This is a genomic window from uncultured Streptococcus sp., assembly GCF_963456385.1.
GTDB lineage: Bacteria > Bacillota > Bacilli > Lactobacillales > Streptococcaceae > Streptococcus.
The window spans coordinates 21,713-47,829 of the sequence record NZ_CAUOLF010000005.1; the positions used below are offsets into that span (position 1 = coordinate 21,713).

At 41.7% G+C, this 26,117-nt stretch carries 27 protein-coding genes; 5 read left to right on the forward strand and 22 right to left on the reverse strand.

What is annotated here, in order from left to right; genetic code table 11:
- Positions 1 to 8: 8 nt before the first annotated feature.
- The 4 genes from RP262_RS03000 to RP262_RS03015 are packed head-to-tail and all read right to left on the reverse strand — an operon-like array spanning position 9 to position 2,424.
- On the reverse strand, positions 9 to 683 hold the full coding sequence (locus RP262_RS03000) for an ABC transporter ATP-binding protein (RefSeq protein WP_002895848.1): 675 nt from the start codon (positions 681 to 683) through the stop codon (positions 9 to 11).
- A complete protein-coding gene (locus RP262_RS03005; RefSeq protein ID WP_002910035.1) occupies positions 670 to 1,935 on the reverse strand; it encodes an efflux RND transporter periplasmic adaptor subunit in 1,266 nt (421 codons plus the stop codon). Before RP262_RS03005 ends, RP262_RS03000 begins: the two co-directional genes overlap by 14 nt.
- Before the next feature lie 28 nt (positions 1,936 to 1,963).
- Positions 1,964 to 2,236 (reverse strand): hypothetical protein, encoded by a 273-nt coding sequence (locus tag RP262_RS03010; protein WP_002895853.1) that lies wholly within the window; start codon positions 2,234 to 2,236, stop codon positions 1,964 to 1,966.
- The gene (locus tag RP262_RS03015) at positions 2,233 to 2,424 is read right to left on the reverse strand and encodes a hypothetical protein (RefSeq protein WP_002910038.1); all 192 of its coding nucleotides are present in this window, start codon (positions 2,422 to 2,424) and stop codon (positions 2,233 to 2,235) included. The genes RP262_RS03010 and RP262_RS03015 overlap by 4 nt, the downstream gene beginning before the upstream one ends.
- A 54-nt stretch (positions 2,425 to 2,478) precedes the next feature.
- Between RP262_RS03015 and RP262_RS03020 the strand changes: the two genes are divergently transcribed.
- Both RP262_RS03020 and RP262_RS03025 read left to right on the forward strand, forming a co-directional pair.
- The gene (locus RP262_RS03020) at positions 2,479 to 3,489 is read left to right on the forward strand and encodes a lactonase family protein (RefSeq protein WP_002910040.1); all 1,011 of its coding nucleotides are present in this window, start codon (positions 2,479 to 2,481) and stop codon (positions 3,487 to 3,489) included.
- Between the two features lie 68 nt (positions 3,490 to 3,557).
- Positions 3,558 to 3,749 carry a hypothetical protein gene (locus RP262_RS03025; protein WP_002910045.1) on the forward strand — a complete coding sequence of 64 codons (192 nt, stop codon included), beginning with the start codon at positions 3,558 to 3,560 and terminating at the stop codon, positions 3,747 to 3,749.
- Between the two features lie 47 nt (positions 3,750 to 3,796).
- Here the strand turns inward: RP262_RS03025 and mgtE are convergent, their stop codons facing one another.
- From mgtE to eno, 3 genes are read right to left on the reverse strand one after another with little or no spacing between them, the layout of a single operon-like run.
- The gene (gene mgtE, locus RP262_RS03030; protein WP_002910047.1) at positions 3,797 to 5,137 is read right to left on the reverse strand and encodes a magnesium transporter; all 1,341 of its coding nucleotides are present in this window, start codon (positions 5,135 to 5,137) and stop codon (positions 3,797 to 3,799) included.
- 59 nt (positions 5,138 to 5,196) lie between these two features.
- Positions 5,197 to 5,826 (reverse strand): HAD-IA family hydrolase, encoded by a 630-nt coding sequence (locus tag RP262_RS03035; protein WP_311154263.1) that lies wholly within the window; start codon positions 5,824 to 5,826, stop codon positions 5,197 to 5,199.
- A 56-nt stretch (positions 5,827 to 5,882) separates the two neighbouring features.
- Positions 5,883 to 7,187, reverse strand: coding sequence for a surface-displayed alpha-enolase (gene eno, locus RP262_RS03040; protein ID WP_311154264.1), 1,305 nt, complete (start codon positions 7,185 to 7,187; stop codon positions 5,883 to 5,885).
- Positions 7,188 to 7,395: 208 nt separating this feature from the next.
- On the opposite strand from eno, the gene RP262_RS03045 reads away from it, so the two are divergent.
- Positions 7,396 to 7,845 carry a DUF1694 domain-containing protein gene (locus tag RP262_RS03045; protein WP_311154265.1) on the forward strand — a complete coding sequence of 150 codons (450 nt, stop codon included), beginning with the start codon at positions 7,396 to 7,398 and terminating at the stop codon, positions 7,843 to 7,845.
- Position 7,846: 1 nt separating this feature from the next.
- Positions 7,847 to 8,185 (forward strand): nuclear transport factor 2 family protein, encoded by a 339-nt coding sequence (locus RP262_RS03050; protein WP_311154266.1) that lies wholly within the window; start codon positions 7,847 to 7,849, stop codon positions 8,183 to 8,185.
- Here RP262_RS03050 and RP262_RS03055 read toward each other — a convergent pair.
- From RP262_RS03055 to RP262_RS03115, 13 genes are all read right to left on the reverse strand, one after another.
- A complete protein-coding gene (locus RP262_RS03055; protein WP_311154267.1) occupies positions 8,182 to 9,300 on the reverse strand; it encodes a glycerate kinase in 1,119 nt (372 codons plus the stop codon). The two genes, RP262_RS03050 and RP262_RS03055, sit on opposite strands and share 4 nt — an antisense overlap.
- Positions 9,301 to 9,334: 34 nt before the next feature.
- Entirely contained in the window at positions 9,335 to 10,285 is a 951-nt protein-coding gene (locus tag RP262_RS03060; protein WP_311154268.1) for an SIR2 family protein, read from the reverse strand.
- Positions 10,269 to 11,339 carry an AAA family ATPase gene (locus RP262_RS03065; protein ID WP_311154269.1) on the reverse strand — a complete coding sequence of 357 codons (1,071 nt, stop codon included), beginning with the start codon at positions 11,337 to 11,339 and terminating at the stop codon, positions 10,269 to 10,271. Before RP262_RS03065 ends, RP262_RS03060 begins: the two co-directional genes overlap by 17 nt.
- 54 nt (positions 11,340 to 11,393) lie before the next feature.
- A complete protein-coding gene (serB, locus tag RP262_RS03070) occupies positions 11,394 to 12,047 on the reverse strand; it encodes a phosphoserine phosphatase SerB (RefSeq protein WP_311154270.1) in 654 nt (217 codons plus the stop codon).
- Positions 12,048 to 12,140: 93 nt separating this feature from the next.
- On the reverse strand, positions 12,141 to 12,827 hold the full coding sequence (locus RP262_RS03075) for a hypothetical protein (RefSeq protein WP_311154271.1): 687 nt from the start codon (positions 12,825 to 12,827) through the stop codon (positions 12,141 to 12,143).
- 74 nt (positions 12,828 to 12,901) lie between these two features.
- Positions 12,902 to 13,570, reverse strand: a complete 669-nt coding sequence (locus RP262_RS03080) for a hypothetical protein (RefSeq protein ID WP_311154272.1) — start codon at positions 13,568 to 13,570, stop codon at positions 12,902 to 12,904.
- Between the two features lie 96 nt (positions 13,571 to 13,666).
- Complete coding sequence (gene ezrA / locus RP262_RS03085) at positions 13,667 to 15,391, reverse strand: septation ring formation regulator EzrA (protein ID WP_311154273.1); 1,725 nt, start codon at positions 15,389 to 15,391, stop codon at positions 13,667 to 13,669.
- Positions 15,392 to 15,477: 86 nt separating this feature from the next.
- Positions 15,478 to 17,427: a DNA topoisomerase (ATP-hydrolyzing) subunit B gene (gyrB, locus tag RP262_RS03090; RefSeq protein ID WP_311154274.1), complete on the reverse strand. Its 1,950-nt coding sequence runs from the start codon at positions 17,425 to 17,427 to the stop codon at positions 15,478 to 15,480.
- 12 nt (positions 17,428 to 17,439) lie between these two features.
- The gene (locus RP262_RS03095) at positions 17,440 to 18,006 is read right to left on the reverse strand and encodes an HAD-IA family hydrolase (protein WP_311154275.1); all 567 of its coding nucleotides are present in this window, start codon (positions 18,004 to 18,006) and stop codon (positions 17,440 to 17,442) included.
- Positions 18,007 to 18,242: 236 nt separating this feature from the next.
- A complete protein-coding gene (locus RP262_RS03100) occupies positions 18,243 to 18,791 on the reverse strand; it encodes a DJ-1 family glyoxalase III (RefSeq protein ID WP_311154276.1) in 549 nt (182 codons plus the stop codon).
- 72 nt (positions 18,792 to 18,863) lie between these two features.
- Entirely contained in the window at positions 18,864 to 20,096 is a 1,233-nt protein-coding gene (locus RP262_RS03105; protein WP_002906844.1) for an FtsW/RodA/SpoVE family cell cycle protein, read from the reverse strand.
- Positions 20,097 to 20,108: 12 nt separating this feature from the next.
- Complete coding sequence (locus tag RP262_RS03110; protein WP_311154277.1) at positions 20,109 to 21,089, reverse strand: YeiH family protein; 981 nt, start codon at positions 21,087 to 21,089, stop codon at positions 20,109 to 20,111.
- 99 nt (positions 21,090 to 21,188) lie between these two features.
- The gene (locus RP262_RS03115; RefSeq protein WP_311154278.1) at positions 21,189 to 23,633 is read right to left on the reverse strand and encodes a bifunctional DnaQ family exonuclease/ATP-dependent helicase; all 2,445 of its coding nucleotides are present in this window, start codon (positions 23,631 to 23,633) and stop codon (positions 21,189 to 21,191) included.
- A gap of 135 nt (positions 23,634 to 23,768) precedes the next feature.
- Here RP262_RS03115 and RP262_RS03120 point away from each other — a divergent pair, with 135 nt between their 5' ends.
- Positions 23,769 to 24,407, forward strand: a complete 639-nt coding sequence (locus RP262_RS03120; RefSeq protein WP_311154279.1) for an MBL fold metallo-hydrolase — start codon at positions 23,769 to 23,771, stop codon at positions 24,405 to 24,407.
- Positions 24,408 to 24,475: 68 nt separating this feature from the next.
- Here the strand turns inward: RP262_RS03120 and ftsX are convergent, their stop codons facing one another.
- Both ftsX and ftsE read right to left on the reverse strand, forming a co-directional pair.
- A complete protein-coding gene (ftsX, locus tag RP262_RS03125) occupies positions 24,476 to 25,402 on the reverse strand; it encodes a permease-like cell division protein FtsX (RefSeq protein WP_311154280.1) in 927 nt (308 codons plus the stop codon).
- Positions 25,395 to 26,087, reverse strand: coding sequence for a cell division ATP-binding protein FtsE (ftsE, locus tag RP262_RS03130; protein ID WP_002895890.1), 693 nt, complete (start codon positions 26,085 to 26,087; stop codon positions 25,395 to 25,397). The genes ftsX and ftsE overlap by 8 nt, the downstream gene beginning before the upstream one ends.
- Between the last annotated feature and the right edge of the window lie 30 nt (positions 26,088 to 26,117).

Consider the following 26,117-nt stretch of genomic DNA (forward strand, 5'->3'; position numbering starts at 1 on the left):
CTTCCTTTCTATCCTATCGCTTTGCTCTCTATATTACCGTCCCGCAGGATAACCGTCTGCTTGCAGAGTTGAGCTACTTCCGGCTCATGGGTAATGATGACAATGGTCTTACCCTCATCATTAAACTGCTTGAAAAGGTCCATAATCTGCACACTGGTCTTGGTATCCAGAGCCCCCGTTGGTTCGTCACCAAGGATGAAGCTGGGATTGGTTACCAAGGCTCGCGCAATGGCTACCCGCTGCTTTTGACCACCGGACAACTCCATAGGCTTGAAATCACTTCTTTCTTCCAGCCCGACCAACCGCAGCATTTCCAGAGCCCGCTCCCGTCTCTCTTTTTTAGGAATTTTCATGTAAGTCAGAGGCAGTTCCACATTTTGGCAGGCCGTCAGCTTGGGCATGAGGTTAAAATTTTGAAAAACAAAGCCAATCTTCTGATTGCGCAAATCGGACAGCTGATTGTCAGACAGCTCAGACACATCGGTCCCTTCAATATGATAAGTCCCTGAACTTGCCTTATCCAGACAGCCGATAATGTTCATCAGAGTGGACTTGCCAGATCCAGACGGTCCCATGATAGCTAGAAAATCCCCCTCTTTCACATGCAGATCAATTCCTTTTAAAATTGGAAATTCCTGACTGCCCTGCTGATAAGATTTGTGGATATCCTTAAGCTTTAACATGCTGTCCTACCTCCATCCCTTCTTCCATACCTGCTCTCGGTGTTGAAATGGTATCCTGCATAGTCAGACCTTCTGTAATCTCCACCAAACGGTCAGACACTTTCTTGGTCTTGACTTCATGCATTTTCAGAGTCTTACCCTCTACCTTCCAGACATAGGTCTTGCCATTTTTACTGAAAGTATAAGCCTTATTGACAACTACCTTGCCGGCCTCGGGAGCATTCTCCACGATATTGACATAGGAATGGGAACCCACTAGCGGCATCTCACCACCCTGATCCAGCTCTACAGTATAAGGATACTTACCTTGGTTGGGATTTTCCTGTTGCTTATTCCCACCATTATTATTGGAAGTATTTTCTGCTGTCAAGCTGCCGACCTGAGTTACCGTACCACTCCAGCGTTTCTTAGGATCCTTGCGATCCACTACTTCCACTTTCTGGCCAACACTCAGCTTCTCACGGTCAAATTCACTGACAGTACCTTTGACCAGAGTTTTGGACTTGTCCATAATCTCAATAAAGTTTTCTTCTTCCTTTTTGGCCTTGGACTGATTGGGCAAATCTTCATTCATAGAGGTAATTGTTCCTGCTGTATCGGCAGTCACAGTATCATACTTCATCCGATCTGATTCTGTCTGAGCTGTCACCTGAGCCTTTTCAGCCTCAATCTGAGCTGTCGTTACTTCATTATCCGCCGTCTTGGCATCGCTCAGCGCCTGAGCCAGCTCGTCTTCAGCAGACTTAATCTGCTCTAGCAGTGACTCATCCTGACTGGAATTGTATTTGTCTTTGAGAGCATTGAGACTGGCCAACTTACGATTATAGGTTTCCCATTTAATCGCAGCGCTATTTTGAGCGGCTGTAATGCCATTAGCCTTGGACTGAGCATCATATTGAGCCGACTGGGCTGTCAATTGCTGCTCTGTCGCATAGGAAAAGAGCGGCTGCCCTTGTGTAACAGTATCGCCATTTTTGACAAATACTTCCTTGACTTCCCCCTTAGAAGGGTCAATCTTGACCTTACTGCTATTGTTGGCAACTACTTCCCCAGATAAAACCAGGCTTGTTTTTTTACTGTTGTTGACAGCTTCTTGGACTGTCAGCGAATCAATCGTCTTATCTACCATTTTCATGGCCTGTTGTTGATTGATCTGTCTAAAATACAGATAGCCTCCCAGTCCAGCACAAGCGAGAATGACCGTGCTGCCCAATAGAATGGTCTTACGATTCATTTTTTTTCTTCGAAACATATTGCCTCCAACCTACATGTTTTAATCTTTATTCAGCTTCTGAGCTAGATCCTGATCCGTCTTCTGGAATTTCCTCACCATCTGCTGGAATTTGGATAACATTTCCATCAGGCATTGTGTATTCTGTCACTTCTTTGCCATCTACTGTCTTGGTCTTCTTATCAACAGCATCCTTCTGGAAGTCCACTTGTTTCCCGTCCTTAATTTCTGAGTTATCTGCTTCTTTATTTCCGCATGCGGCTAAAAAGAATCCTGACATTCCGATAAGAGCAACGAGCATAGCAATTTTTTTAACGTTCATTTGATTTCTCCTTTGTTTAGCAAGCAGGAAGTTTGTTGCTTCCTGACAGTAATTGTTTTTTTGAACAATTCTATTCTAACAAAGCCATCTATCCCCTTCCTACCCACTATCTGTTTTTTATCTGTTTTTTCCAAACTAATACTATTCTTTTGAAAATCAGGCAAATCCTCCGCTCTCAGGCCTATCATCTGCTTTTATGATATAATAGTAGCAAGCAATCTAAATATACACGAGGTAATGTCATGACACAAACGGTTTACTTTGGAACCTATACTCGCAAAGATTCCAAGGGAATTTACAAGGCAGATTTTAACTCTAGCAAGGGAGCGCTAGAAAACTTGACCTTGATCGCTGAAGAGCCTAGTCCAACCTACCTAGCCTTTGATAAGGCTGGACATCTCTATTCTGTCGGGGCAAAGGACGGACAGGGGGGAATTGCAGCCTTTGACAAGGCAGGTCAGCTCCTCAACCATGTCGTTGAAGAAGGAGCTCCGCTTTGCTATGTGGCAGTTGACGAAGAGCGTGACTTGGTTTACGGTGCCAATTATCATAAGGGACAAGTCTTGGTCTACAGACAACTGGCTGATGGAAGACTGGAACTGGCTGACTCAGCTAGCCATCAAGGTCAAGGACCACACGCCAACCAAACCTCTGCCCATGTCCACTATGCTGACCTTACACCAGATCAATACCTGATCACCTGCGACTTGGGAACTGATGAAGTCACCACCTATGATGTTTCTGAAGATGGAAAGTTCGCTCCTCTGAACACTTACAAGTGTGCCGCTGGAGCTGGTGCCCGCCATATCGTTTTCCACCATCATTATAAAATCGCATATTTGATCTGTGAGCTTAATTCTACTATTGAAGTCCTAATTTACGATGGAGTCGGCCATTTTGAACACCTGCAAACTGTCTCCACCTTACCAGAGGACTTTGAAGGAGCCAATGGAACAGCCGCTATCCGCCTGTCTGCTGACGGCAAGTTCCTCTACGGTTCCAACCGCGGTCATGACTCTCTTGCCGTCTACAAAATCTTAGCTGACGGCAGTTTGGAGTTAATCCAGATTGCACCTACCAATGGCCAAAATCCGCGGGATTTCAACATCACACCAGATCAAAACCATATCATCGCCGTCCATCAAGACTCTGATAATGCAACTATTTTCAAACGCGATGCAGAGAGTGGAAAATTAACAGAAATCTCCCACGATTTCTACGTTCCCGAAGCTGTTTGTGTGACCTTTAAATAAGCAGAATTCTTGTCTTTCTATTAGAAATTTGATTAAATAGTATAAAAAATTACTAAGGAGTAACAACTATGAATCCAGTAGATTTATTTAACCAAGTAAAAGAAATGATTGAAAAGAAAGACTTTGATGGCGCCAAAAAGTTTATCGAAGAAAACAAAGACAAACTCGGTGAATACCTTGATCAAGCTAAAAAATTAGTAGCTGGAAATGAAATGGCCAGCGGTGCTATTGATAAAGTTAAAGGTTTGTTCGACAACTAAGAAAACAAAAACGCTTGAAAAATCAAGCGTTTTTTGTATATCATTTTTTATATAATCAATGGTAAGAAAATTTGTGCTAAGCCTAGAAAAGCTAGATAACCTAACACATCTGTTGCTGTGGTAATGAAAATGGTCGAAGCTAGAGCTGGATCCTGATTCAGTGTCTTGATAATCAGCGGTACAAAGTAACCAAATAGAGCACCACATGCTAGATTGATCATCATAGCCAATACAACAATCACAGACAGATAGAAATTTTGATAGAAGACAAACATGACAATCGCTGCAATCAAGCCAGTAAAGAAACCATTAACCAAAGCTAGCAAGATTTCTTTGAATACTAAATTCCGATCTTCTTTCAGATCCAGTTTCCCCAAGGCAATTCCTTGGATAACCAAAGCAAGTGTCTGAGAGGCAGAATTTCCACCCATCCCCGTGATAATAGGACTAATCGCTGCTAATGCTACAACTTTTGAAATCGTATCATCAAAAAGTGCTACTGTCGCAGAAGCTAGAAATGCTGTTACTAGGTTAATCATCAACCAAGGTAAGCGTTTCTTGAGTGATTCGACGAAAGGCCCACCAATTTCTTCACTTTCTTGTACACCACCCATCCGCAAGATATCTTCTTGATACTCTTCTTGCAAAACATCGACGATATCGTCAATTGTGATGATTCCTAGTAATACCTGCCGATGATTAACGACTGGTACGACAGATAAATTATATTTGGCAGAAAGCTGTGCCACCTCTTCTTGGTCAACCTCTGGCGTCACAGTCACTAACTGAGTGTTCATAAATTCGCTGAGTTTCATCTCCGCATCATGAATAAACAAATCACGGATATCAATCCAGCCAACCAGCGAATGATGAGCATCTCTAATAAATAAGGTATCAATAACTTCCGTATTGGGCGAAATTTCCCTCAATTTATTGAGAGTCGCGGAGACAGTTAGATTTTCTTTTAAGGTGATGAATTCTGTCGTCATCAGACCACCAGCTGTCTGAGGATCGTAAGCCAACATAGCTTTCAAATTCTCTTGACTAGAATTTTTCATCATACTTAAGTATTGCTTACGCAAGTCCACACTCAAGTAACCCAAAATGTCTACCACATCATCATCTGGCATAAGATGAAAAAGAGTGCTGGTACGTTTGAAAGAAATCGATTGGATAATCTGTCGTTGCAACTCCGGCTCGGCTTCTTTTAAAATCTCTACCAATTGATCGTCACTAGCCATTTCTGTAAAGGTTTTGAGGAGATTTCCTTCCTCATCCTCCAAGGTTTCCAGAGAAAGAGCAATATCAATGGCATAGTAATCGTCAAATATCTGATTGAAAACTTCCCTATCCTGTGATAGTAAGACCTGATTTAATAATTCTTCCATTGTACTCCTCCTTCCACTTTGCTAGTATACCATAAAAGACTGATTTTGATACAAGAAAGCTATAAAATCTTCAGTAAATCACTCACTTTTTCAACCATGTAGTCACAAGGGAACGCAGGAATTTCTTGATTATATTTTCCTAAACCTTGTCGAATCCAGATTGTTGTCATTCCTAGCTTTTTAGCAGGAATCATATCATTGTCAATACGATCTCCAACGTAAATAGCTTCCTGTGGAGAAATACCTGCTTTTTCCAAAGCGTATTCAAAAATAGCTAGATCAGGTTTACTGAATCCAACATCAGCAGAACCTACAACTACTCCAAAATAAGAGCCTAGTTCAAATCGTTCTAAACGCTCTGCTAGATTTTCTTGCTGATTGGCAATGATGCCGAGGCGATAAGATTTACTCAATTCTCCCAAAACAGTTGCTACATCTTGAAAGAGAATATCTGTTGTATGATCCCATTTGGGACGTGAAAGAGCACTCGGTGCAAAGAAAGTCCATGTCTCCTTAACAGGATCTTTATTTTCCTTAGCAAAAGCTATCATTTTAGCCTCAAATTCCTCAAGAGATAAAGTATGCCCAGCCTCACACAGAACTTCTAAGCAATGTTCTCGGAAAAGATGATAGGTCTCCCTTTCATCAATTAGGGTTGACCCTAAATCAAAAAATATCCATTGTTTCATCTTTCTACCCCAAAAAAGCTAGGACTTAGTCCTAGCTCCTCTTATATCTTGTTAGATTATTTTTTCAAGTTATAGAAAGCTTGAAGACCTTTGTATTGAGCAACTTCACCAAGTTGATCTTCGATACGAAGCAATTGGTTGTATTTAGCAATACGGTCTGTACGTGAAAGTGAACCAGTCTTGATTTGACCTGCGTTAGTTGCAACTGCGATGTCAGCGATTGTTGAATCTTCAGTTTCACCTGAACGGTGTGATACAACGGCAGTGTAACCAGCTTCTTTCGCCATTTCGATAGCGTCAAAAGTTTCAGTAAGAGTACCGATTTGGTTAACTTTGATAAGGATTGAGTTAGCAGCACCTTCTTTGATACCACGTGCAAGGTAGTCAGTGTTTGTTACGAAGAAGTCGTCACCAACAAGTTGTACTTTCTTACCAAGACGTTCAGTAAGAGCTTTCCAACCATCCCAGTCATTTTCATCCATACCATCTTCGATAGTGATGATTGGGTATTTGTTAACCAACTCTTCAAGGTAGTCGATTTGTTCTGCAGATGTACGAACAGCAGCGCCTTCACCTTCAAATTTAGTGTAGTCGTATACTTTACGTTCTTTATCGTAGAATTCTGATGATGCACAGTCAAATCCGATAAATACGTCTTTACCAGGAACATATCCAGCAGCTTCGATAGCAGCAAGGATAGTTTCAACACCGTCTTCAGTTCCTTCGAAACGAGGAGCGAATCCACCTTCGTCACCTACGGCAGTTTCCAAACCACGTGATTTAAGGATTTTCTTAAGAGCGTGGAAGATTTCAGCACCGTAACGAAGAGCTTCTTTAAATGTTGGAGCACCAACTGGCAAGATCATGAACTCTTGGAAAGCGATTGGAGCGTCAGAGTGAGAACCACCGTTGATGATGTTCATCATTGGAGTTGGAAGAACTTTAGTGTTGAATCCACCAAGGTAGCTGTAAAGTGGGATTTCAAGGTAGTCAGCAGCAGCACGAGCTACAGCGATAGACACACCAAGGATTGCGTTTGCACCCAATTTACCTTTGTTAGGAGTACCGTCAAGTGCGATCATAGCACGGTCGATAGCTTGTTGGTCACGTACATCGTAGCCGATGATTGCTTCAGCAATGATGTTGTTTACGTTGTCAACAGCTTTTTGTGTACCAAGACCACCGTAACGAGATTTGTCACCGTCGCGAAGTTCAACTGCTTCGTGTTCACCAGTAGAAGCTCCTGATGGAACCATACCACGTCCGAAAGCACCTGATTCAGTATAAACTTCTACTTCAAGTGTTGGGTTACCGCGTGAGTCTAGGACTTCGCGAGCGTAAACATCAGTAATAATTGACATTTCTTACTCTCCTTATTATTTAAAATTATTTACTAGTCTATGATACCTCAAAAACGCTTTTTTTTCAAGGAAAAATAGAGAATCTAAGCAAATTTGAGAATTTTTGCACAAGAAAGCGATTCCAAATTTATTATATAAATGTTTTTCCAGCGAATCAGAAAGAAGATTCGACCTTTTAGAATTTCTCCTTTTATGGTACAATTTTATTATGACTGATATTAATAAAGTAATCATGGAAAAAGCTCAGGGCGGAGTCAAGCTCAACCCTGATGAACAGCGTAGATTTTTAGGTACTTTTGAGGAGCGAGTGCTGGCTTCCTGCTCTATTGAGCAAGCTAACAGCTCTCTCATTCGCAGTCATTTCAAGGAAATGCTCAGCAGCATTATCAAAAACTGCCAACCAGTAATTGTCAAAATTTCCCCAGAAGTCGAGTCTAGCAATCAAATCTTTTATCTAAAAGCCTCTAAGGAGCTAGGCTGCGAAGCCACTATCGTCTCTAGCGATTACCAGTCCTCTCCTTTTGGACTGATTGTCCATAGCGACCATCTTGTCCAAGTAGATGACAAGGACATGAGCCAACAGTTTGCTAGCCTCCTTCAGCCAGCAGAAAAACCAGTAAAAGAAAAGCGCTCCCTGTGGAAAAAATGGTTTGGGTAAGATGACAAATTTAGAAAAACTTTTTGCCTTTTTTGAAGCTGAAAATCAGCGCGATTGGCACACCTATCAGACCTTTCTTTCTGATCATGTTAGTTGGGAATTAGAGGGTGACACAATCGAAATCATCAAAGGCAAAGCGGACTACCTGACTAAAATTCAAAAAGTCTACCATAACAACCCCGTCCAATTTTCTTGCACTCATTATCAGCTTAGTCCCGACCAGAATCGGATTGTGACCCTTCTAGAAAATGACGTTGGTGACCTTTCTTGTGACATCTTCTTCTTTGAAAAGGGCATGATTGTAAAAGAAATTGAATATCTACTAAAAAAAGCGGACTAACCGCTTTTTTTCATTTTTAGTACATTGCCAATATTTCTTGCTGTGCGAATCAAATTTTGCTCCGCTTGCTCTAGAATCCTATCCAACCTATCCGCTCGCGCAATAATCGGAAAAGCTGCCTGGATATTCTCAACTGGGAAATCCGGTAAATCATCAGCCAGGCTACCGCAAATCGCCAGTACAGGGATGCCTTCTGGTGTTCGTCTTGCGACCCCGATCGGTGCCTTGCCCGCCAAGGACTGACGATCCATCCGCCCTTCGCCAACTACGACCAAGTCCGCTTCTTTAACTCTTTCATCAAAATCCAGTAAATCTAGACAGGTTTCAATACCCGAAACGATTTTTCCTCCGGCAAAAGCAAGCAGTCCTGCTGCCATTCCGCCTCCGGCTCCGGCTCCCTCCATATCAATCACCTGAGGAGCGACCAACTGATAGAAGCTTGCCATGGCTTGGTCTACTTGAGAAAAGAGTAGGGGAGCTAGACCTTTCTGTCCTCCGAAAACAGTTGTCGCACCTCGCTCTCCGCAGAGAGGATTGTCTACATCCGTCAAAATCTCAATCTCAACTTCCTTCAAGAAAGCAGGAACCTGCTCAGCTGAAATTCGAGCGACTTTTCCCAAAGACGAGCCAATGGGGCGCAGTCTATGATTATCCGCATCGAAAAATTCATAGCCAAGGCCCGCTGCCAGCCCAATTCCACCGTCATTGCTAGCTGAGCCCCCAACACCAACTAAAATCTTTCTGACACCGTCTTCAGCCAGGTGCAAAATCAATTCTCCCAACCCTTTGGTCTCTATGGCCAAGGGATTTCGTTTTTCCTGAGGAATAGATGCGAGTCCGACCAAATCAGCCATTTCAAAAAGTGCTTGCTGACCATTTCTGGCGTAGGGCATTTTTACTGGCTGGCCAAAGGGTCCAGTCACAGTGTGGTAAAATTCAGCCCAGCCCAAGTTTGCTGTCAGCGCAGCCATTGTCCCCTCGCCGCCGTCACCGACTGGCAGCAAGTCAAAACTTGCATTTGGCAAGGCCTGAGAAAAGCCCGTCTGCAGAGCCCGAGCAACCTGAGGAGCTGACAAACTTTCCTTGAAAGAATCCGGTGCAATCAAAATGTGCATGGCGTCACCTCAATCAATCCGTCTTCATATTAGTTTATTTTTTTAATGCTTCTATGATTTGATTATCGCTTTTATTGAATAACTCTTTCTTGTCAACTGCACTATAACCTTTTATCTTTTCTTTTATTTGTAATAATTCTTTTAATGAGTCCTTTAGAATCTCACTATGTCCTGTTGTATCAAAATTAAGATCTACAACTTTTATTCCGTACTTTTCTTGCATTCTATTCTTTTGATAATTTGACATATTTTTGTTAGTGTTAAGAAAAAACATATTTTTCCATACGCCTTTTACTGCATATAGTTTTTCAAACAGCAACTGAATATCAGGATCTGACAAAGAATATCCTACAATAATAGTGGTAGAAGTTAATAAGAGTGCTGGTAAGATTTTTTCAAAAATATATGAGTTAGAATTCATGAGATCAGAATATTGTTTACTTGAAAAAATAAAACTTTTCTTTTCACCTAATTCTCCATGTAATCTAATTATTAGAGGATCATTTTCATTATCATGGAAAACAAGTTTATCTTTTATGTCATCTTCTTTATTATAGCAATAAATGATTGAAGACTTTTTCCCAGCTTTGCTTTTAGTAAATTCTAATGAATTATCAATATTAGTTGTTAAATAGGCATGTGCGTCAAGTTTTAATAACAATAATTCATTTGAATTATCAAGAATCGACGAGTCATAAGACTCCTTGTTAAATTTCCTACACATATAATCTATAACTTTTTCTTGATCAATACTGTTAAGAAATTCCATAGCTTCTAAATAATCATTATTACTTATGTAATTATTTAGTTCTTCCTCCTGTTCGGAATTAAATTCCACTTTGAATTCCTCATTTAGTTCATCAATCAATGTCCCCCACAAGGGAAAACCAAATTCATTAGGAATTCCTGCTCCAAACAAAACTGCTAAATTATTATAAGCTATGCTTCTAAGTAATAGTTTAGGCCATTTAACTTTTATTTCCATTTAGCTCTCCGATATTTTTTTCAATACAATCTCTAATATGCCCAAAAGTACTTAAAATAGCATATTCTGAATTTTCTACACTTCTTTTAGACCATTTTTGCTCTAAAGCCATTTTTTTGGCAACACGAGTATATGCTGGGACGTGATTCGCTTGAGATTCTGTTAATAAACTCCTGAGTTCTACAATTAAGCCTAATTCTAACGCATCCTTAATCTCATCGGGAATTGAAAAACTCAATGAATCATCTATTGTTTGTCGTATTTCATCTAAATGTGTTTTTTGATAAGAAATTACTTTTTTCTTATCCTTTCCCATTTTAGCTCTTGATATAATATAACCTAAAAATTTATTGAAATTATCCTTAGATATTATCTGATTTATCTGCGATTCCTCTAATGTAGATGTGTCGTAATCATCTTTTAGATAACCTAGAGAACGTTCATAGATTTTTATCCAACTCTGAATCCAACTTCCTATATTTTTTATACCATATATATTGTATATATCTCCTGTAACTGGAATAATAAAATGATCAATATTTAAAAGTATAGATCTATTTAGAGCTCCTAGCGACGGACTTAAATCAAGTAACACAAAATCATAATCATCTTTCAATTGATTTCTTAATTGAATAAACCAATTAGTTCTTCTAAATCCCCCCAATTTATTAGCGCGTAAATCAGACCAAGCATCACTCAGAGTATCTTCAAATTCAGATAAACTTAAATGAGATGGTATCAAATCGCATTTAAAAGAATGTCTATTTCCTGGCAAAACAGCAGCCCTTACATCACCAATAATCGCCTCGTTAGAATCCCGCATAGGATTATAAATATCCTTTATTGTCTTGATTCGATCTGGTCTCTTTAAATTATCTAAATAAATTCTTTCTACTTGCTCTTCTTTAAGGATTACTTGCGTTGTATTTGATTGAGGATCTAAATCAATCATCAATACCCTTTTACCTGCTCTGCTTAATTCATAAGCTAATGTAGTAGCAATCGTAGTTTTCCCTACACCACCTTTATTATTAAATAATGCAATTGTTTTCATTTGAACCTCCTATTATATGTGATTATGCCATATATCAGAAAAAATTAAAAACTATTATAAAATTCTTTTAAAAGTATCCAAAATCTCCAGCACCTGAGATAAATCAGGAACATCAATCCGATAAGGTGCCTGCTCTCGCACGATTGGCTTGGCCATAAAGGCAATTCCTATCCCTGCCGCCTGAATCATGGGCAGATCATTGGCGCCGTCCCCCATAGCAATTGTTTGATTTAATTCCAACTTATTTTCAGCCGCCCATGCTTTTAGCATGGCAAGCTTGGTCTCCTTAGTGACAATCTCTCCTAAGACTTGGCCTGTCAAAATGCCTTGCTGGATTTCCAAACGATTTGCCTTGACGTAGTCAATTCCAAGCTGCTCAGCCAGTCTGTCCACCGTTTCATGAAAACCACCCGACACCAAGCCTACTTTATAGCCACGTTTATGCAGCTCATCGACCAGTTCCTCGGCTCCCGGAGTGAAGTGGATCCTTTCAGCAATTTGAGCAAAAATATCCTCTGGCAGGCCTTTTAAAAGTGCAACACGCTCACGTAAGGCAGCTTCAAAGTCCAACTCTCCGCGCATGGCACGCTCGGTAATAGCCGCAACCTGAGCTCCTACACCCGCTTCCTCACCTAGCAGGTCAATCCCCTCTTCCATGATTAAGGTGCTGTCTACATCCATGACTAAGAGACCTTTAACTTTATCCATCTCTTGACTCCTTTTCTATTGACATCTATAGCAGCAGATAAAACAGCTGACATTTTAACTCGGCGGTTACTTTTTTCAATTGGATTCATAAATTCACTTCCTTTTAACTAAATAAATTGCTGTACTGATTTGTATCACCTTTTGCTTGGATTCAAAATTTAATAAGGCATCATATCTATTATAGTACGCATGACTAAGACTAACCGAAAGTTTCGAGTCCGATGGTAGATTATATTTTTCCACTATTTTTTTGTATAATACTGACTGATTTTCAGCTTTATAAATAATGTCACTCAATTCAGTTTCTGCACTCTTAAAGGTTTCTTTAACTTCAAGCGCTTCAAAATAGCTCCTGTCAAATAAAAGATTGAATATTTCTTCATCAAATGGTGGCTCCAATTCTCCCTCGTATTGCAATTTCCCATCAGTATAAGTCACACCAACTTCTTGACCATCTTTCTTATACTTCCCTTTGCTGATGGTATATGTACCTTTACCAGAACCAGCTTGGAGCTTTAAAAAAATGTCATATGTTGTCATTTCACCATTTGAGTCAATTATAGTCAATGACGGAGAGTAAGTTTCAATCTCCGTAAAATCCTTCTTTTCTTGCTCCAAAAATTTAAACATTGGTTCAAATGTGCCTTCAAAATAATACTGTTCTCTTGTTCTGTTTTTTGGAATAGTTTCGCCGCCAAAATCACATCCATGTAGTGATGCGACAAAAAATAGGAGCAGCCCTGCTATCACTATCCCTAATAACCAGTTCTGTTTTTTCATTCTTTGCTCCCTACCTAATCAGACATTTCAACTCGACGATTACTTTTTTCAATTTCATTCATTGATTATCCTCCCTATTGTTTAAATATAGTTAAATCTATTTGAACAGCCTCATCCTTAGATTCCATTAGTATTGAAATTCCATAGATTGTTCCACTAGAGTGATCTAATCTTATTCGACAGGTAGTATCCTCTGGCATATTATACTTATTTTTGAGATATTTAAAGAGTTCAGATTGATTTTCTGGTTTGTAGATAATATCACGAAGCTCTGTTTCTGCACTCTTAAAAGTCTCTTTCACATCTAAGGATTCAAAATAATTTCTTTGAACAACTAAGTTAAGAATCTCTTCATCAAATAAAGGACTTATCTCTGAGCTATAATTTAGTTTACCATTAGAATAAGTAACAGGAACAGTCTCTTCTTTATCACCGATTGTTATTGTGTAATCACCCTTAATATCAGCTTGAGTAATATCTAAATCCACTGAATATTTTTTGACTTCGTCTCCATGCTCTATATAAACATGACTTATGTAACCCTTTAGTCCAGTAAAATCCTTTTTCTCTTGTTCTAAAAATTTAAACATTTGTTCAAATGTACCTTCAAAATCATACTGTTCTCTTGTTCTGTTTTTTGGGACAGTGTAATCATCCAAACGCCAGCCATTTATCAATGTTATCGATAAAACGGCTACACCTCCAAGAATAATGAAAGTAATATATTTTTTAATCTTTTTCATTTCTTTTATAGACTTTCCGCTTTCATTTGTCCCTCTATTATAACATAAGAGCCTTTTTGCTGAGAATGGAAAAAGAAGCTCCCGAAGGAACTTCTTTTAAAAACGAATATTCTCGCGTGTTTTTTCGTAGGATGTCACAAAGCGTTCTGTCACACCTGGCTCGACAAGATCCAAAGCTTTTGAAATGATTTCCAAGGATTGAGAATAGTCGTAGTCGTGTTCAAAGACATACAAGGACTTGTTGAAAGCTGCTTGTACGTTATCATCAAAGGAACGATAGCGGTTTGAATACTGCAGCAGCTGCTCGGTCAATGTAGCATCTTGGACGATACGATAGGTTTCTTCTTCCAATTGCTCCATATCATTTCCTAGAATTTCCAGCCAACGGTTAACTGATTCAATATTGACTCGTGTAGCTTCCAATTCCTTCACCAACTCTTCAATATTATTGCTGGTTGAGAAGAAAATTTCTAAGAAAGAGTCTGGAATACCTGGCAAATTGCGTTTTTCCATATATCTCTTAATGGTATGCAATTTGTTAGCATAGATATTGACTTTCTGGCGAGCGTTGGCATCATCTTTTTCAATCTCTGCCAATGCTTCACCAAGAGAAATCTGCTCATCTTCGATTTCTTTCAAACGCTCTTGGATAGCTTCCAACTCTTCCTGAACCACTGAATAAGCTTGTTTGGTTTCAGAAGAATCTTCTACCGCGCTAAGTACCACATCTTCCTGGGCAGAAAGCTCGGCCTGCAACTCCTTGACATGAGAAGTTTCTGTATCAGAGATAAGGAAGGTTTGAGATAAACGTTCTATCTCTTTTTGGAGTTGCTGGTTGTTTTCCTTTGTATGAGCCAGATAGCTAGGCAAGTTTTTAATCAGCTTCTCCACTACTTTGTGGGCTTCAATTTCCCGCGTAAAAATTTCATAGAGAGCGTTAATCTCTTCTTGCGCCTGCTCATTTTCATACTCAGCATTATCCAGCTCTAGAGCTGAAATATTAGCTTCGTTGCGTTTGAGGCTTGCATGGAGCTGTTGGAAACGAGACTCTATATCTGTTTCGATAAAGTGATAACCAGATTCCAAAAGCTTACGATGACCAGATTCTAAGTCTTCCAACTGATCTGGCAGTTTCACAGTCAACTCTTCAACAATAGCAGGAACTTTCTCAACGATATGCGTCAGAGCAAGAATATGATCCTCTGCCTTGTCCAAGATTTCAGCCGCTTCAACCGGGTCACCCGAAGAATTAAGAGTCACAAACTGAGAAAATTCTGACTGGATATTTTCCAGCTGTTTCTCAATCTCAGCTAGGGCTTGCCCATACGAGTCAGCATTCTCCGCCACCTGGGTTTGCAGTTTTTCAAACAAATCCAGGGCATGGAGTACACGACCGCTGTTCTTAGACTCTTGTTCTTTAAGATCTTCCAAGGCAGCACGAATCATCTTGATATCTTCGTCAATCAAATCAATCTGACTCTCAATATTGCCAATGGCATGCTTGGCTTTTATGAAACGGAAAGAATTATTGTAACCTTCTGCTTCAAATAGATTATTTTCGATATCAGCAAATGAATTTAAGGACAGGTCTACCCATTTTTGATTCCATTCACGGAAGGCTACCTGACTCTGCCCAATCAAATGCATATTTTTTACTTCTTCAACTTCATCATTTACCGGGAGATTATAGAGTGCTTCTTTTCTCTCCTCCAAATTTTGAAGTAAAGCTTCATTTCTCTTTCTCATCAGAACTGCAGTACCATAGCCGACAACCAAAAGCAGAGCTACCACAGCAACGAGAATAACTAGTCCAATAGACATATAGAACTCCTTCACATTGTTACTATAAAGCAAACATAATGATTATATCATATTTTTGCCCATAATGGTTGATTTTTCTGATTTTTTTAGACGTCGAGCGTACTGTATACAGCATTTTCTTCGATAAATTCACGACGAGGTTCAACGCGATCCCCCATCAGCATGTCAAAAATCTTGTCAGCTTCCGCTGCATCATCCACTGAAACCCGTGCCATCAAGCGATGTTCAGGATTCATAGTTGTCTCCCACAGCTGATGGTCATCCATCTCTCCAAGCCCTTTATAGCGCTGAATAGTTGGCTTGGAGCGACCTTCACTGTAGCGAGCCAAAGCAGCTTGAAGCTCTTCTTCTTGGTTGGCACCTGGCTGGATGTATTCTTTGACTTCACTTCCGACCTTGACACCATAGATTGGCGGTTGAGCGATATAAACAAATCCAGCTTCCAGAACCGGCTTCATATAACGGTAAATCAAAGTCAAGAGCAGAGTCCGAATGTGAGCACCGTCTACATCGGCATCGGTCATGATGACTAATTTTTGGTAGCGGGCCTTGCTGACATCAAAGTCAGCTCCAAAACCAGTTCCCATAGCAGTAAAGAGACTGCGGATTTCTTCATTGGCCAATATCTTGTCCATGCTGGCTTTTTCAACGTTGAGAATCTTACCGCGAATTGGCAGAATGGCCTGGAATTCACGATTACGGCCAGACTTAGCTGAACCACCCGCTGAATCCCCCTCCACAATGAAAAGTTCCGTTTCCTGAGGGTCGTTAGACGAGCAGTCAGCCAATTTCCCTGGCAGATTGGAGATTTCCAAGCCAGACTTCTTGCGGGTTACTTCCCGAGCTCGCTTGGCAGCAATTCGGGCCTTAGAAGCCAAAATTCCCTTTTCAACGATTTTGCGAGCCACCGCAGGATTTTCCAAAAGGAAATCTGAGAAAGCTTCGCTGAAGAGGCGATTGGTAATCTTGACCACTTCGCTATTGCCCAGCTTGGTCTTGGTCTGACCTTCAAACTGAGGGTTAGGGTGCTTGACAGAGATGACCGCTGTCAGTCCCTCACGCACATCTTCCCCAGTCAGATTGTCCTCGTTTTCTTTGAGAAGCTTGTTTTTCTTGGCATAGTCATTGATAACCCGTGTCAGGGCTGTCCGGAAGCCTTGCTCATGCGTTCCACCCTCGTGGGTGTGGATGTTATTGGCAAAGCTCATGACTGTTTCATGGTAGCCAGTCGTATACTGTATAGCTACTTCAACCGTAATGTCGTCCATTTCGCCGTCGGTATAAATCGGCGTTTCAAAGATTACATCCTTATTTTCATTGATGTATTGTACATAGCTGGCAATCCCACCCTCATAGTGGTAATCCTTGACCTGCTCCATTCCGTCTCGCTTATCGGTGATGGAAATTCTGAGGCCACGATTGAGGAAGGCCAGTTCCTGCACCCGCTTATTGAGCTTTTCAAAGTCAAATTCTACTGTTTCAGTGAAAATCTCTGGATCCGGCGTGAAGTGAACTGTCGTACCAGTACGGTCTGTCTCACCGATGATTTCTAGATCAGCGACTACTTGACCGCGACTGTATTCTTGGTAATGAATCTGACCGTTCTTATAAACGCGGACATCCAGCTGAGTGGACAGGGCATTTACAACGGAAGAACCCACACCGTGCAGCCCCCCTGATACCTTGTATCCGCCACCGCCGAATTTTCCTCCAGCATGGAGAACAGTAAAGACGGTTTCAACTGCTGGACGGCCTGTTTTCTCCTGAATATCAACGGGAATTCCCCGACCGTTGTCCACTACTGTGATGGAATTGTCTTTTTCGATAAAGACTTGAATGTGGCTGGCAAAACCAGCCAGCGCCTCATCAATCGAGTTGTCAACAATTTCCCATACTAAATGGTGCAGACCTTCCTTGGAGGTCGAACCGATATACATCCCTGGACGCATACGAACGGCTTCTAGGCCTTCTAAGACCTGAATCTGACTGGCATCATATTCTTGGGCCTGTATATCTTGTTGCTTTTCTTCTGTCATAGTGTTCCTTTTCTAATCAATATCTACAAATTCTTCAAGATGCTGCATATTATCAAAGAGATAGGTGTCAAAGCCAGCTGCCTGCCCTGCTTCAATATCCAGCGGACGGTCACCAATGACCAAGCCAGAGGCAATCTGATACTTGTCTTTTAGATAGAGCATGGAGTCTGGAGAGGGTTTCCTTGGAAAATCATTTGCAGCTGTCACCACTTCTGTAAAAGCTGATGAAATGGCAGTTTTCTCCAAGATTTCCAGTACTTGGTTGTCCCGGTGGGAGACCAGAAAGTTCCGCCCACCCTTGGCCACAATCCGCCTAAGCAAGTCTGCCGCACCGTCAAATAAGACAGGGTGAGTCAACTCTTCTGCTTCATTGGCCTTATAAAACCTTAAAAAGTCTTTTTCTTGGGGAGCAAACTGCTGGACAGCATAGTCCGTAGACACCTTGAGGGCCTTATAAACTTCGTCATGATCAGCTTGCAGACCGTACTCTTTCAGGGTTTGAACAAAAGCCGCCGTCGAAGTTTCATAATTATCCAAGAGTGTTCCACCTAAATCCCAGATGTAATCTTGATAATTCATACCTTTCATTATACCATAATTTTCATGAAAAAGGGGCTAATATTTGCCTGAATCCAGCACTTTTCCGACTTTTTTCAACCCTTTTTCTAAACAAAATATCTCAAAGAATCTAAAATTTAAAAATGGCTGCTAATTTCGTCCATTCCAACATCTCTGAACCCGTTCCATATAGAGGACGACAAAGATGAATAAGGGTTCAAAAAAGCTGGGACATAGTTTGAATCCCAGCATCTTCTTTAGTTCTCAAATACATCTGTATAAAGCATGGCATCAGCCAACTGGTCAGCATCTCCTCCCAGCTGACGAACCAGCTCATAGGCGAAAGCCAATGCAGTCGATGGACCACGGCTAGTAATCAGCTTCCCATCAGCAAGAACTGTTTCTTTACGGTAAGTTCCATTTTTAATATTGTCTTGAGCACCATCATAGCAAGTGAAATACTTACCAGTCAAGATACCTGCGCGGTCAAGAGCAATGGGTGCGGCACAAATGGCAGCGATGAATTTGTCCGCCTGCTGAAAGTCCTGCAAAAGCTGCATCAGGCTGTCATCGTCACGAAGATTGGCCGATCCTGGCATCCCCCCTGGCAAAATAACCATATCGTAGTCATCCAGTCGGCCCTTCCAGACCTGATCCGCTTGAACAGTGATGGCATGAGACCCAGTCACTGATTCATCAAAACCAATCATATCACAGACAAGACCTGCACGGCGCAAGACATCCACAACTGTCAAGGCCTCTATTTCTTCAAAGCCGGGAGCTAAGAGTAAAGCTGCTTTTTTCATAAAAATATCCTTTCTGAGATGAGCCAGTCACAAAATCGCATCTGATTTGTGAGTCAAAAACTTACTTTATGTTTATTTTAATTTCTTCAGTACGACTTTTTTTCGGACAGCTGGAATTCGCTCCTTCTTTTCATCCGTCAGGCTGTTCTGATAGGAGACGGACAGCAGGAGACCAACACCGATAAGATTACTGATGATGGAAGAACCACCCTGTGAAATAAAGGGCAGCGGAATCCCTGTCAGAGGCAGAATCCCTGTCACCGCTCCAATATTTTCAAAGATATGGAAGAGCAGCATCATGATAAAGCCAGTTGAGATATAGGTATAAAACTGGTTGTTGGATTTAATCGTAATCTTGAGCATGCGATAAATCAGCAGTAAATAGAGCATGATAACCAAGGTTGAGCCCAAAAAGCCAAAATCTTCTGCAATAACGGTGAAAATCATATCGCTTTCCCGAACAGGAACCAAGAGATTAGAGACATTAAAGCCTTGACCAGTCAGACCGCCGCTTCCGACAGCGATTTGTCCCTGTGCTTGCTGGAAGGTGGTCGTCTGAGCGTAGTCAAAAGGATGAAGCCAAGCCAAAATCCGATTGATCTGGTAAGTCGGCATGCCTAGATTATGCAGAAAGGCACGACCGCCATCGGAAATAAAGATAAAGAGAAATCCTCCCAACAGCAAGACTCCCGTCAGAAAGACCGGCAGAATAATCTTCCAAGAAACACCTGACAGTAGAATGATGCCGCCGTATATAGCAACAAAAACCAGAGCTGTTCCCAAATCACTCTGAAGGGTTAACAAGACCAGAACAGGCACTGTGTAGAGCCCAAGCTTCAGAATCAGAAAAAAGTCTAAAGCCAAGGTTCGCTCATCCTGCTTATGCTGCTGGAGAAAATGGACCACCAGCCGTGACAGCATGAGGATGTAAGAAATCTTCATGAACTCCGAGGGCTGAAAGAGGGTCACCCCACGAATAGCAATCCAGTTTTTGGCCCCTGTGGAGGCTACCAGAGATTCACTGTAAAAAATCAGAGGCAAGACCATGAGGCCAAGACCAAAAACATAGAGATAAGGGGTGATTTTCCAGAGAAACTTGGTGTTAAAAAACATGAGGATAAAGCTGAGCAGGAAGCCCACCGCAATCCAGGCGATTTGCTGACCAACCATGGGCCAGGCGTTGTCAGGATAATCATGACTAACAGCAATGTAAATAGCTACAACTCCTATTGAGAGCAGCATCAAAACGGGCAAAATTAAACTATAATCAATCCGAGACTCAAAGGTCCGTCTTTGATAGGGCATAGTCCCTCCTTTTTAGAAAAAATACTGGATAATCAAGCTAGAAACAGCGACGCAGAACCAAGCAAAGGCACCAGTCAGCAAAGGCGCTGCTCCTGCTTGCTTAAACTGCTTAAAGGAAACCTTCGCGCCAATAGCTGCCAAGGCCATAGCCATCAGCCACTGAGAAATGAATTTTGTATAAGGAATGATAGCAGCCGGCAGAAATCCAAGACTGCTGACAAGTGAGGCTAGTACAAACCAAGCTATAAACCAAGGAAAAATCTGTTTCAAGTTTGTCTTTTGTGACGACTTCTTAGACTTGATATAGCGATAAGCTGCGAAGATCAAGCAGGCCGGTACAATCATCAGAGCCCGACTAAGCTTAACAATGGTCGCCAAGTCCCCAGCTGACAAGCTATATGTATAGCCTGCTGCCACTACTGACGAAGTATCATTGATAGCTGTTCCAGCCCAAGTCCCGAAAAAGGCATCCGACATCTGCAGCAAATGCCCTAAAAAAGGGAAAATGAATACTGCTAAAATATTGAAAAAGAAAATAGTGGAGATGGACAAGGCGATTTCTTCTTCATCAGCTTCCAAGATTGGTGAGGCGGCCGCAATGGCAGAGCCGCCGCAGATAGCTGTTCCAAAACCGATTAAAATAGTCAAGACGCGGTTCATTTTAAAGAAACGGCCAGCCAAATAGGCAGCCAGAAAGGCTATCAGAATCGTGATAAGACTGATACGAAGAGAAGAAAGCCCCGTCTCAGAAACTTGACCTATAGACATGGAAAATCCCAAAAAGATGATGGAATACTGCAGCAATTTCTTCCCCGAATAGCTGAGTCCTTCCTGAAAAACAGCTGGCAGCTTCATGCTGTTATTCAAAACAATCCCAAAGACAATAGCCAAAACACTAGAGCCTATCAAGGGAAGCAAGCTGCCTAAAAAGATAGAAACAGCTGCTATGCCAAAGGATAACAGAATTCCTGGTAAATATTTTTTCACGAACACCCCTTCTTTCCTATGCCTCTCATTATAACAAATTTTATCCTAAAAATCTGAATGAATTTAAAAAATCAGCCGATAAAACTCAGCTGATTTCAGATAGTTTCAGTCAAAAAAGTCTCGTAACTCCTGCATAATGGCTGCCTCCGGCAGAATATCCAAAGAAGCCAATTGTGACAGATGATGCTGAATCTGCTTGCCATAGCGTTTGCTAGAGATTCGGTTGTCCAAAAAAATAACAGCTGACTTCTGATGTTCATTACGTCGGGTCCGGCCAATGGCCTGCTTAAGCCGTAAGATAGCAAGAGGCAGTTGATAATCATAAAAGGCATTCTTACCTTCCGCTTTCAGGCGACTGTTAATCTTCTGCACAAAGAAATCCTTGGGATTGTCAAATGGAATCCGCGTAATCAGCTGAATAATCTGGTCTTGCTCAGCAAAATCAGCTCCCTCCCAGAAGCTGCCAGAGCCTAAAAGAATACCTGCCTCTCCTCTATCAAAACGCCGCTTGATATTGCCAGCATCGCCATTTTTATATTGGGCCAAATGCGGCAGAGCCAGCAAGTCCGAAACAGTCAAAAGCAAGTCTTTAGAGGTGAAGAGAACGACGATAGGCAGACCGAGTTCCGCCACTTCTTGCAGACTCGCAACAATCTCTCGAGCAAAATCCTCAGTTGACAAATCCACTACTGCTGGAAAACTCTCATCTAAAAAGAGCTTCTGCAGCGGCTTCTTCTTGCTTTTCAGCTTGTAAAAGTGATAACTTTCAAAGCCTAGTAACTGCGCCAGATTGACCTTAGAGCTGATTTCCAGAGTAGATGACACCAAGATAACCTTAGCCCTTTCAGGTAAAAAGTCTGTGAAATGCAGTAATTCTGAACGGCCAGCATGCAGAGTCATCAAGCGATGGTCTGCCAAATCTTCATCAACCAACCAATAATACTGGTATTTGCCACTGAACAAGTGCTGCAGCTCAGGCAGTGCACTAGTCTTTAACTCAGACACATCCTGAAGCAGTCGGGCAATCTTTTCCGGACTTAGCTCAGATGCTTTCTTGCGATGCTTCTCTGCGGCATCAGCTAGCTCAAACTGAATGCTTTGCAAAAGCCGTTGCTGCAAAAGTTCCCCTTCTTCTTGAAGGAGATGATTTATCTGCTGCAGCGTTTTAGTTAAATTTATACTGGACTGAGAAAAGCTTTCCAAGGCGAAAAACATCTTCTGAGCTTCATCAACTACCAGAATGCGATTGTCCAGCAAAGACTGGTCATCCTCTAAACGCGTCAGTAGGTAAGCATGATTGGTAATCACGACTCGACTGGTAGCTGACTTGACCTGTCCCAGCCGCCAAAAATCTTCCTCATAAAAAAGAGAATGCTTGCTTAGCTTGCCATCATGACGGATTTCATTGAAGTAGCTTGAGAAGCGATGAGCCTGCCCGATTTCATTCAAATCACCTGTTTTGGTTTCTGTCAGCCAGACCAAGAGTTGCAGCTTGCAGCGATTAACCAAACGGTTGTCATATTCTCTATCCAGTGTCTGATAGAAATGGTCCAGTTTGAGATAATTCTCCGGACTCTTGAGAGTGTGAAAGGAAATCCCAAATACTTCCTCCAACAACTGTCCTTCCTTTTGCAGCAGCTGGTCCTGCAGGAACTTAGTCGGAACCGTCACTAGTACTTTTTCTTGACCTCTAGATAGAATAGGCAGCAAGTAGCCAAAGGTCTTACCTAAGCCTGTCTGCGCCTCTAAAAAACTAGCCTCCTGCTGGTCCAGAGCTTCCTCCATAAAGCGAGCAAACTTGAGCTGTTCTGGCCGCTCTTCTAAGCCCAGCAGGTATAGATTGGTGAGGAAATCCTGCGACATTTTCTTTTCCGAAGTCAGCTTTTGGAGACGTCGCAGGAAAATACCATGGCAGGATTGCAGTTCCTTATCTTGCTGATCCGGCATCGTCTGATAAACTTCCTCGATAGTAAGGCGCGACTCATAGATAATGCTGTCCGCCAACATTAACATTTTCTCAACCAAGGCCTTGGGAAGACTCTTGATTTTGTCTTGTATTTTTAAAAATAGCTGAGCCGTTGCTTGAGCATCTGCCAGAGCAGTGTGGGCGTTTTCCAGAGAAATATCCAGCAGATCACAGAGATTGCCCAAGGAATATTTATCAAAGGTCGGGTAGAAGACCTGAGCCAGCTCTACCGTGTCCACACGCGGTGTCAGCAAGTCAAACCCTTCCCAGAAAAGGGCTTCAGCTAGTAGATTAGCGTCAAACTTGACATTATGAGCGACAAAAATCGCATCCTGAATCAGCTCATATACTTCAGCCGCTACCTGTGAAAACTCTGGGGCTTGGCTCAGCCGCTCATCATCCAAACCTGTCAGCTCTTTGATATGCTCATCCAGATCCTCATGAGGATTGACATCTGTTTCATAAGTCTTGATAATGCTTCCATTCTCAATCAGAACAATACCAATCTGGATAATCTTTGCACTGCTGCCCGTTCCTGTAGCTTCCAAGTCCACAACGGCATACTTATAATCATTTTGTGTCATACTGCTACGATTATATCATAAAAGCCTTTCTGAGACATCTGAAAATTTTCAGCCCTAGCCTAGAAAGCAATTCTGTGCAAAAAAAGCGCTTTTCTGTTACACTCAATAGCAGAATACATTTTCCGAGGAAATCAGATGAAAATTCATAAAATTATCAACCTTGTAGCTTTTGAAAATACCTATATCTTAGAAAATAATCAGGGCCTCCTAGTCGTCGATCCTGGCAGTGACTGGAAAAAGATTAAGCGCAAGTTGGAAGAACTCGCCAAGCCTGTGATTGCTATACTCTTGACCCATACCCATTATGACCACATTATGAGTTTAGAAAAGGTCCGGGAGCACTATGCTGCCCCATCTGTCTATGTGGCTGAGAGTGAAAGCAGCTGGCTCTACACACCGACAGATAACCTATCTGGTCTGGCGCGCCATGCTGATATGGATGATATTATCTGTCGACCAGCAGAGGAGGTTTTCTCCTACGAGACAGACTATACTCTTGGAGGCTTTCACTTCTATGCGCTTGCAACACCTGGCCACTCCATCGGAGGTGTCTCTCTAGTCTTTCCTGATGACCGCCTTGTTTTGACGGGTGATGCCCTCTTTCAGGAAAGCATCGGACGAACGGATCTTCCTACAGGAAACATGGAGCAATTACTGACGTCAATTCGTAAGAAACTTCTGGTTCTCCCCAAAGACTACGTTGTTTATCCTGGTCATGGTCATGATACCACTATTTCACATGAAAAAGTCTTTAATCCATTTTTAGCTCAGTAGCTATTAAAGCAATTACCTATAACAAAAACAGAGTTTGAAAATCTTCAAACTCTGTTTTTTATGATTTGTTAAATCTTCAAGAAGCGTCTCATAGAGATGATAGATCCCAATGATCCGATAAGAATTCCCAATACAAAGAGTACTGCAATCATAATCGGACCAAAGAGTTTCGGATCAATCATAGAAAGCCCTTGACCTACCAAGCTCTTGTTCATAGTCTGGAAGGCTATACCATATGTCAAATATACTACAAGTGACGGAACTGTTGCTCCTAGCAAGCCAATCCATGCTCCTTCAAACAGGAATGGTCCGCGGATATAGCTATTCTTGGCACCAACCAAGCGCATGATTTGAATCTCGCGACTTCGGGAAATAATGGTAATCCGAATAGTATTGGAAATGAGAAGGATAGCAATGAAAATCAGAAGCGCTGTCCCAATCAATCCCCATGTTTGGATGAAATTAGAAAACGCAAAGAGATTTTTGGTATTGGTACCACCATTTTGAACCTCTGAAACACCATCAATCTTACGAGCATCTTTTGTAACAGATTCTACATACTTAGGTGCCTTGGTCTCAACAATATAAGCATCGTAAAGAGGATTATTTTCTTCATCAAAAACATCCCACTCACTACCCATGGTCTCTGTTAGCTTATTATACTGCTCTTGCTTGCTAGAAAAAGTAACCTTCTCTACATTTTTCATAGAAGTCAGAGCATCATAAACCTTGTGGTAGTCCTCATTCTGAACTGTTTGGCCTTCTTTTACAATCGTTTCGCTATTATCGGCAACATCCTTACGCATGTATACCATAACGCGGACATTATTGGAAATATCATTTGCCAGCTTAGCTGTATTTAAAATTACTGAAGCAAAGACAGCCACTAAGCTCAAGGTAATCATAACCGAGCTGACAGCCGCTACAGTCATCCAACCATTCCGCGTAAGACTCTTAAGCGACTCAATCAAATGACGAAAAAATCTTCTAATCATCGTATCCGTATTCTCCTTCCGCTTCATCACGTACCACACGGCCATTTTCAATAGCAATAACGCGGTGACGCAGAGTATTTACAATCTGGCTGTTGTGGGTTGCCATCAGGACAGTTGTTCCCTGAAGGTTAATCCGCTCCAGCAGGTTCATAATCTCCCAAGAATTATCTGGGTCCAAGTTTCCTGTCGGCTCATCCGCAATCAGGACTTTTGGGTTGTTGGCAATCGCACGCGCAATGGCAATCCGCTGCTGCTCGCCACCGGAAAGCTCATTAGGGAATGAGCGAACCTTGTGCTTAAGACCAACTAGGTCCAGCACTTCCATAACTCGCTTTTTAATATTGCGGCGGCGTTCACCGATAACTTCCATGGCGTAGGCAATATTCTCATACACTGTCTTTTTAGGAAGAAGTTTGTAGTCTTGGAAGACGACCCCGACCTGACGGCGCAGCATTGGAACATCGCGCTTCTTAATCTTGGCTAAGTCGAAATCAGCTACTTTCAGACTTCCCTTATCCAGCTTTATCTCCCTGTAAAGCAAACGAATAAAGGTTGACTTTCCTGCTCCTGAAGGACCTACAATATAGGCAAACTCCCCAGGTTCTACATTAATAGACACACTACGCAGAGCAGTGGTCCCGTTGCCATACTTCTTGACAACATCTTTCATTTCAATTATTGACATCTATTGAAATTTCCTTTCAATCTAATTCTA

Excerpts from the sequence above, each read along its gene's own strand:
- RP262_RS03105 (WP_002906844.1), bottom strand. The coding sequence starts at position 20,096 with ATGCCCTATCAAAGACGGACCTTTGAGTCTCGGATTGATTATAGTTTA.
- RP262_RS03120 (WP_311154279.1), top strand. The coding sequence starts at position 23,769 with ATGAAAATTCATAAAATTATCAACCTTGTAGCTTTTGAAAATACCTAT.
- ftsE (WP_002895890.1), bottom strand. The coding sequence starts at position 26,087 with ATGTCAATAATTGAAATGAAAGATGTTGTCAAGAAGTATGGCAACGGG.
- gyrB (WP_311154274.1), bottom strand. The coding sequence starts at position 17,427 with ATGACAGAAGAAAAGCAACAAGATATACAGGCCCAAGAATATGATGCC.
- RP262_RS03020 (WP_002910040.1), top strand. The coding sequence starts at position 2,479 with ATGACACAAACGGTTTACTTTGGAACCTATACTCGCAAAGATTCCAAG.
- eno (WP_311154264.1), bottom strand. The coding sequence starts at position 7,187 with ATGTCAATTATTACTGATGTTTACGCTCGCGAAGTCCTAGACTCACGC.
- mgtE (WP_002910047.1), bottom strand. The coding sequence starts at position 5,137 with ATGGAAGAATTATTAAATCAGGTCTTACTATCACAGGATAGGGAAGTT.
- RP262_RS03025 (WP_002910045.1), top strand. The coding sequence starts at position 3,558 with ATGAATCCAGTAGATTTATTTAACCAAGTAAAAGAAATGATTGAAAAG.
- RP262_RS03065 (WP_311154269.1), bottom strand. The coding sequence starts at position 11,339 with ATGAAAACAATTGCATTATTTAATAATAAAGGTGGTGTAGGGAAAACT.
- RP262_RS03080 (WP_311154272.1), bottom strand. The coding sequence starts at position 13,570 with ATGAAAAAGATTAAAAAATATATTACTTTCATTATTCTTGGAGGTGTA.
- RP262_RS03075 (WP_311154271.1), bottom strand. The coding sequence starts at position 12,827 with ATGAAAAAACAGAACTGGTTATTAGGGATAGTGATAGCAGGGCTGCTC.
- RP262_RS03000 (WP_002895848.1), bottom strand. The coding sequence starts at position 683 with ATGTTAAAGCTTAAGGATATCCACAAATCTTATCAGCAGGGCAGTCAG.
- ezrA (WP_311154273.1), bottom strand. The coding sequence starts at position 15,391 with ATGTCTATTGGACTAGTTATTCTCGTTGCTGTGGTAGCTCTGCTTTTG.
- RP262_RS03045 (WP_311154265.1), top strand. The coding sequence starts at position 7,396 with ATGACTGATATTAATAAAGTAATCATGGAAAAAGCTCAGGGCGGAGTC.
- RP262_RS03060 (WP_311154268.1), bottom strand. The coding sequence starts at position 10,285 with ATGGAAATAAAAGTTAAATGGCCTAAACTATTACTTAGAAGCATAGCT.
- RP262_RS03095 (WP_311154275.1), bottom strand. The coding sequence starts at position 18,006 with ATGAATTATCAAGATTACATCTGGGATTTAGGTGGAACACTCTTGGAT.
- RP262_RS03050 (WP_311154266.1), top strand. The coding sequence starts at position 7,847 with ATGACAAATTTAGAAAAACTTTTTGCCTTTTTTGAAGCTGAAAATCAG.
- ftsX (WP_311154280.1), bottom strand. The coding sequence starts at position 25,402 with ATGATTAGAAGATTTTTTCGTCATTTGATTGAGTCGCTTAAGAGTCTT.
- serB (WP_311154270.1), bottom strand. The coding sequence starts at position 12,047 with ATGGATAAAGTTAAAGGTCTCTTAGTCATGGATGTAGACAGCACCTTA.
- RP262_RS03055 (WP_311154267.1), bottom strand. The coding sequence starts at position 9,300 with ATGCACATTTTGATTGCACCGGATTCTTTCAAGGAAAGTTTGTCAGCT.
- RP262_RS03010 (WP_002895853.1), bottom strand. The coding sequence starts at position 2,236 with ATGAACGTTAAAAAAATTGCTATGCTCGTTGCTCTTATCGGAATGTCA.
- RP262_RS03100 (WP_311154276.1), bottom strand. The coding sequence starts at position 18,791 with ATGAAAAAAGCAGCTTTACTCTTAGCTCCCGGCTTTGAAGAAATAGAG.
- RP262_RS03035 (WP_311154263.1), bottom strand. The coding sequence starts at position 5,826 with ATGAAACAATGGATATTTTTTGATTTAGGGTCAACCCTAATTGATGAA.
- RP262_RS03015 (WP_002910038.1), bottom strand. The coding sequence starts at position 2,424 with ATGATAGGCCTGAGAGCGGAGGATTTGCCTGATTTTCAAAAGAATAGT.
- RP262_RS03115 (WP_311154278.1), bottom strand. The coding sequence starts at position 23,633 with ATGACACAAAATGATTATAAGTATGCCGTTGTGGACTTGGAAGCTACA.
- RP262_RS03005 (WP_002910035.1), bottom strand. The coding sequence starts at position 1,935 with ATGTTTCGAAGAAAAAAAATGAATCGTAAGACCATTCTATTGGGCAGC.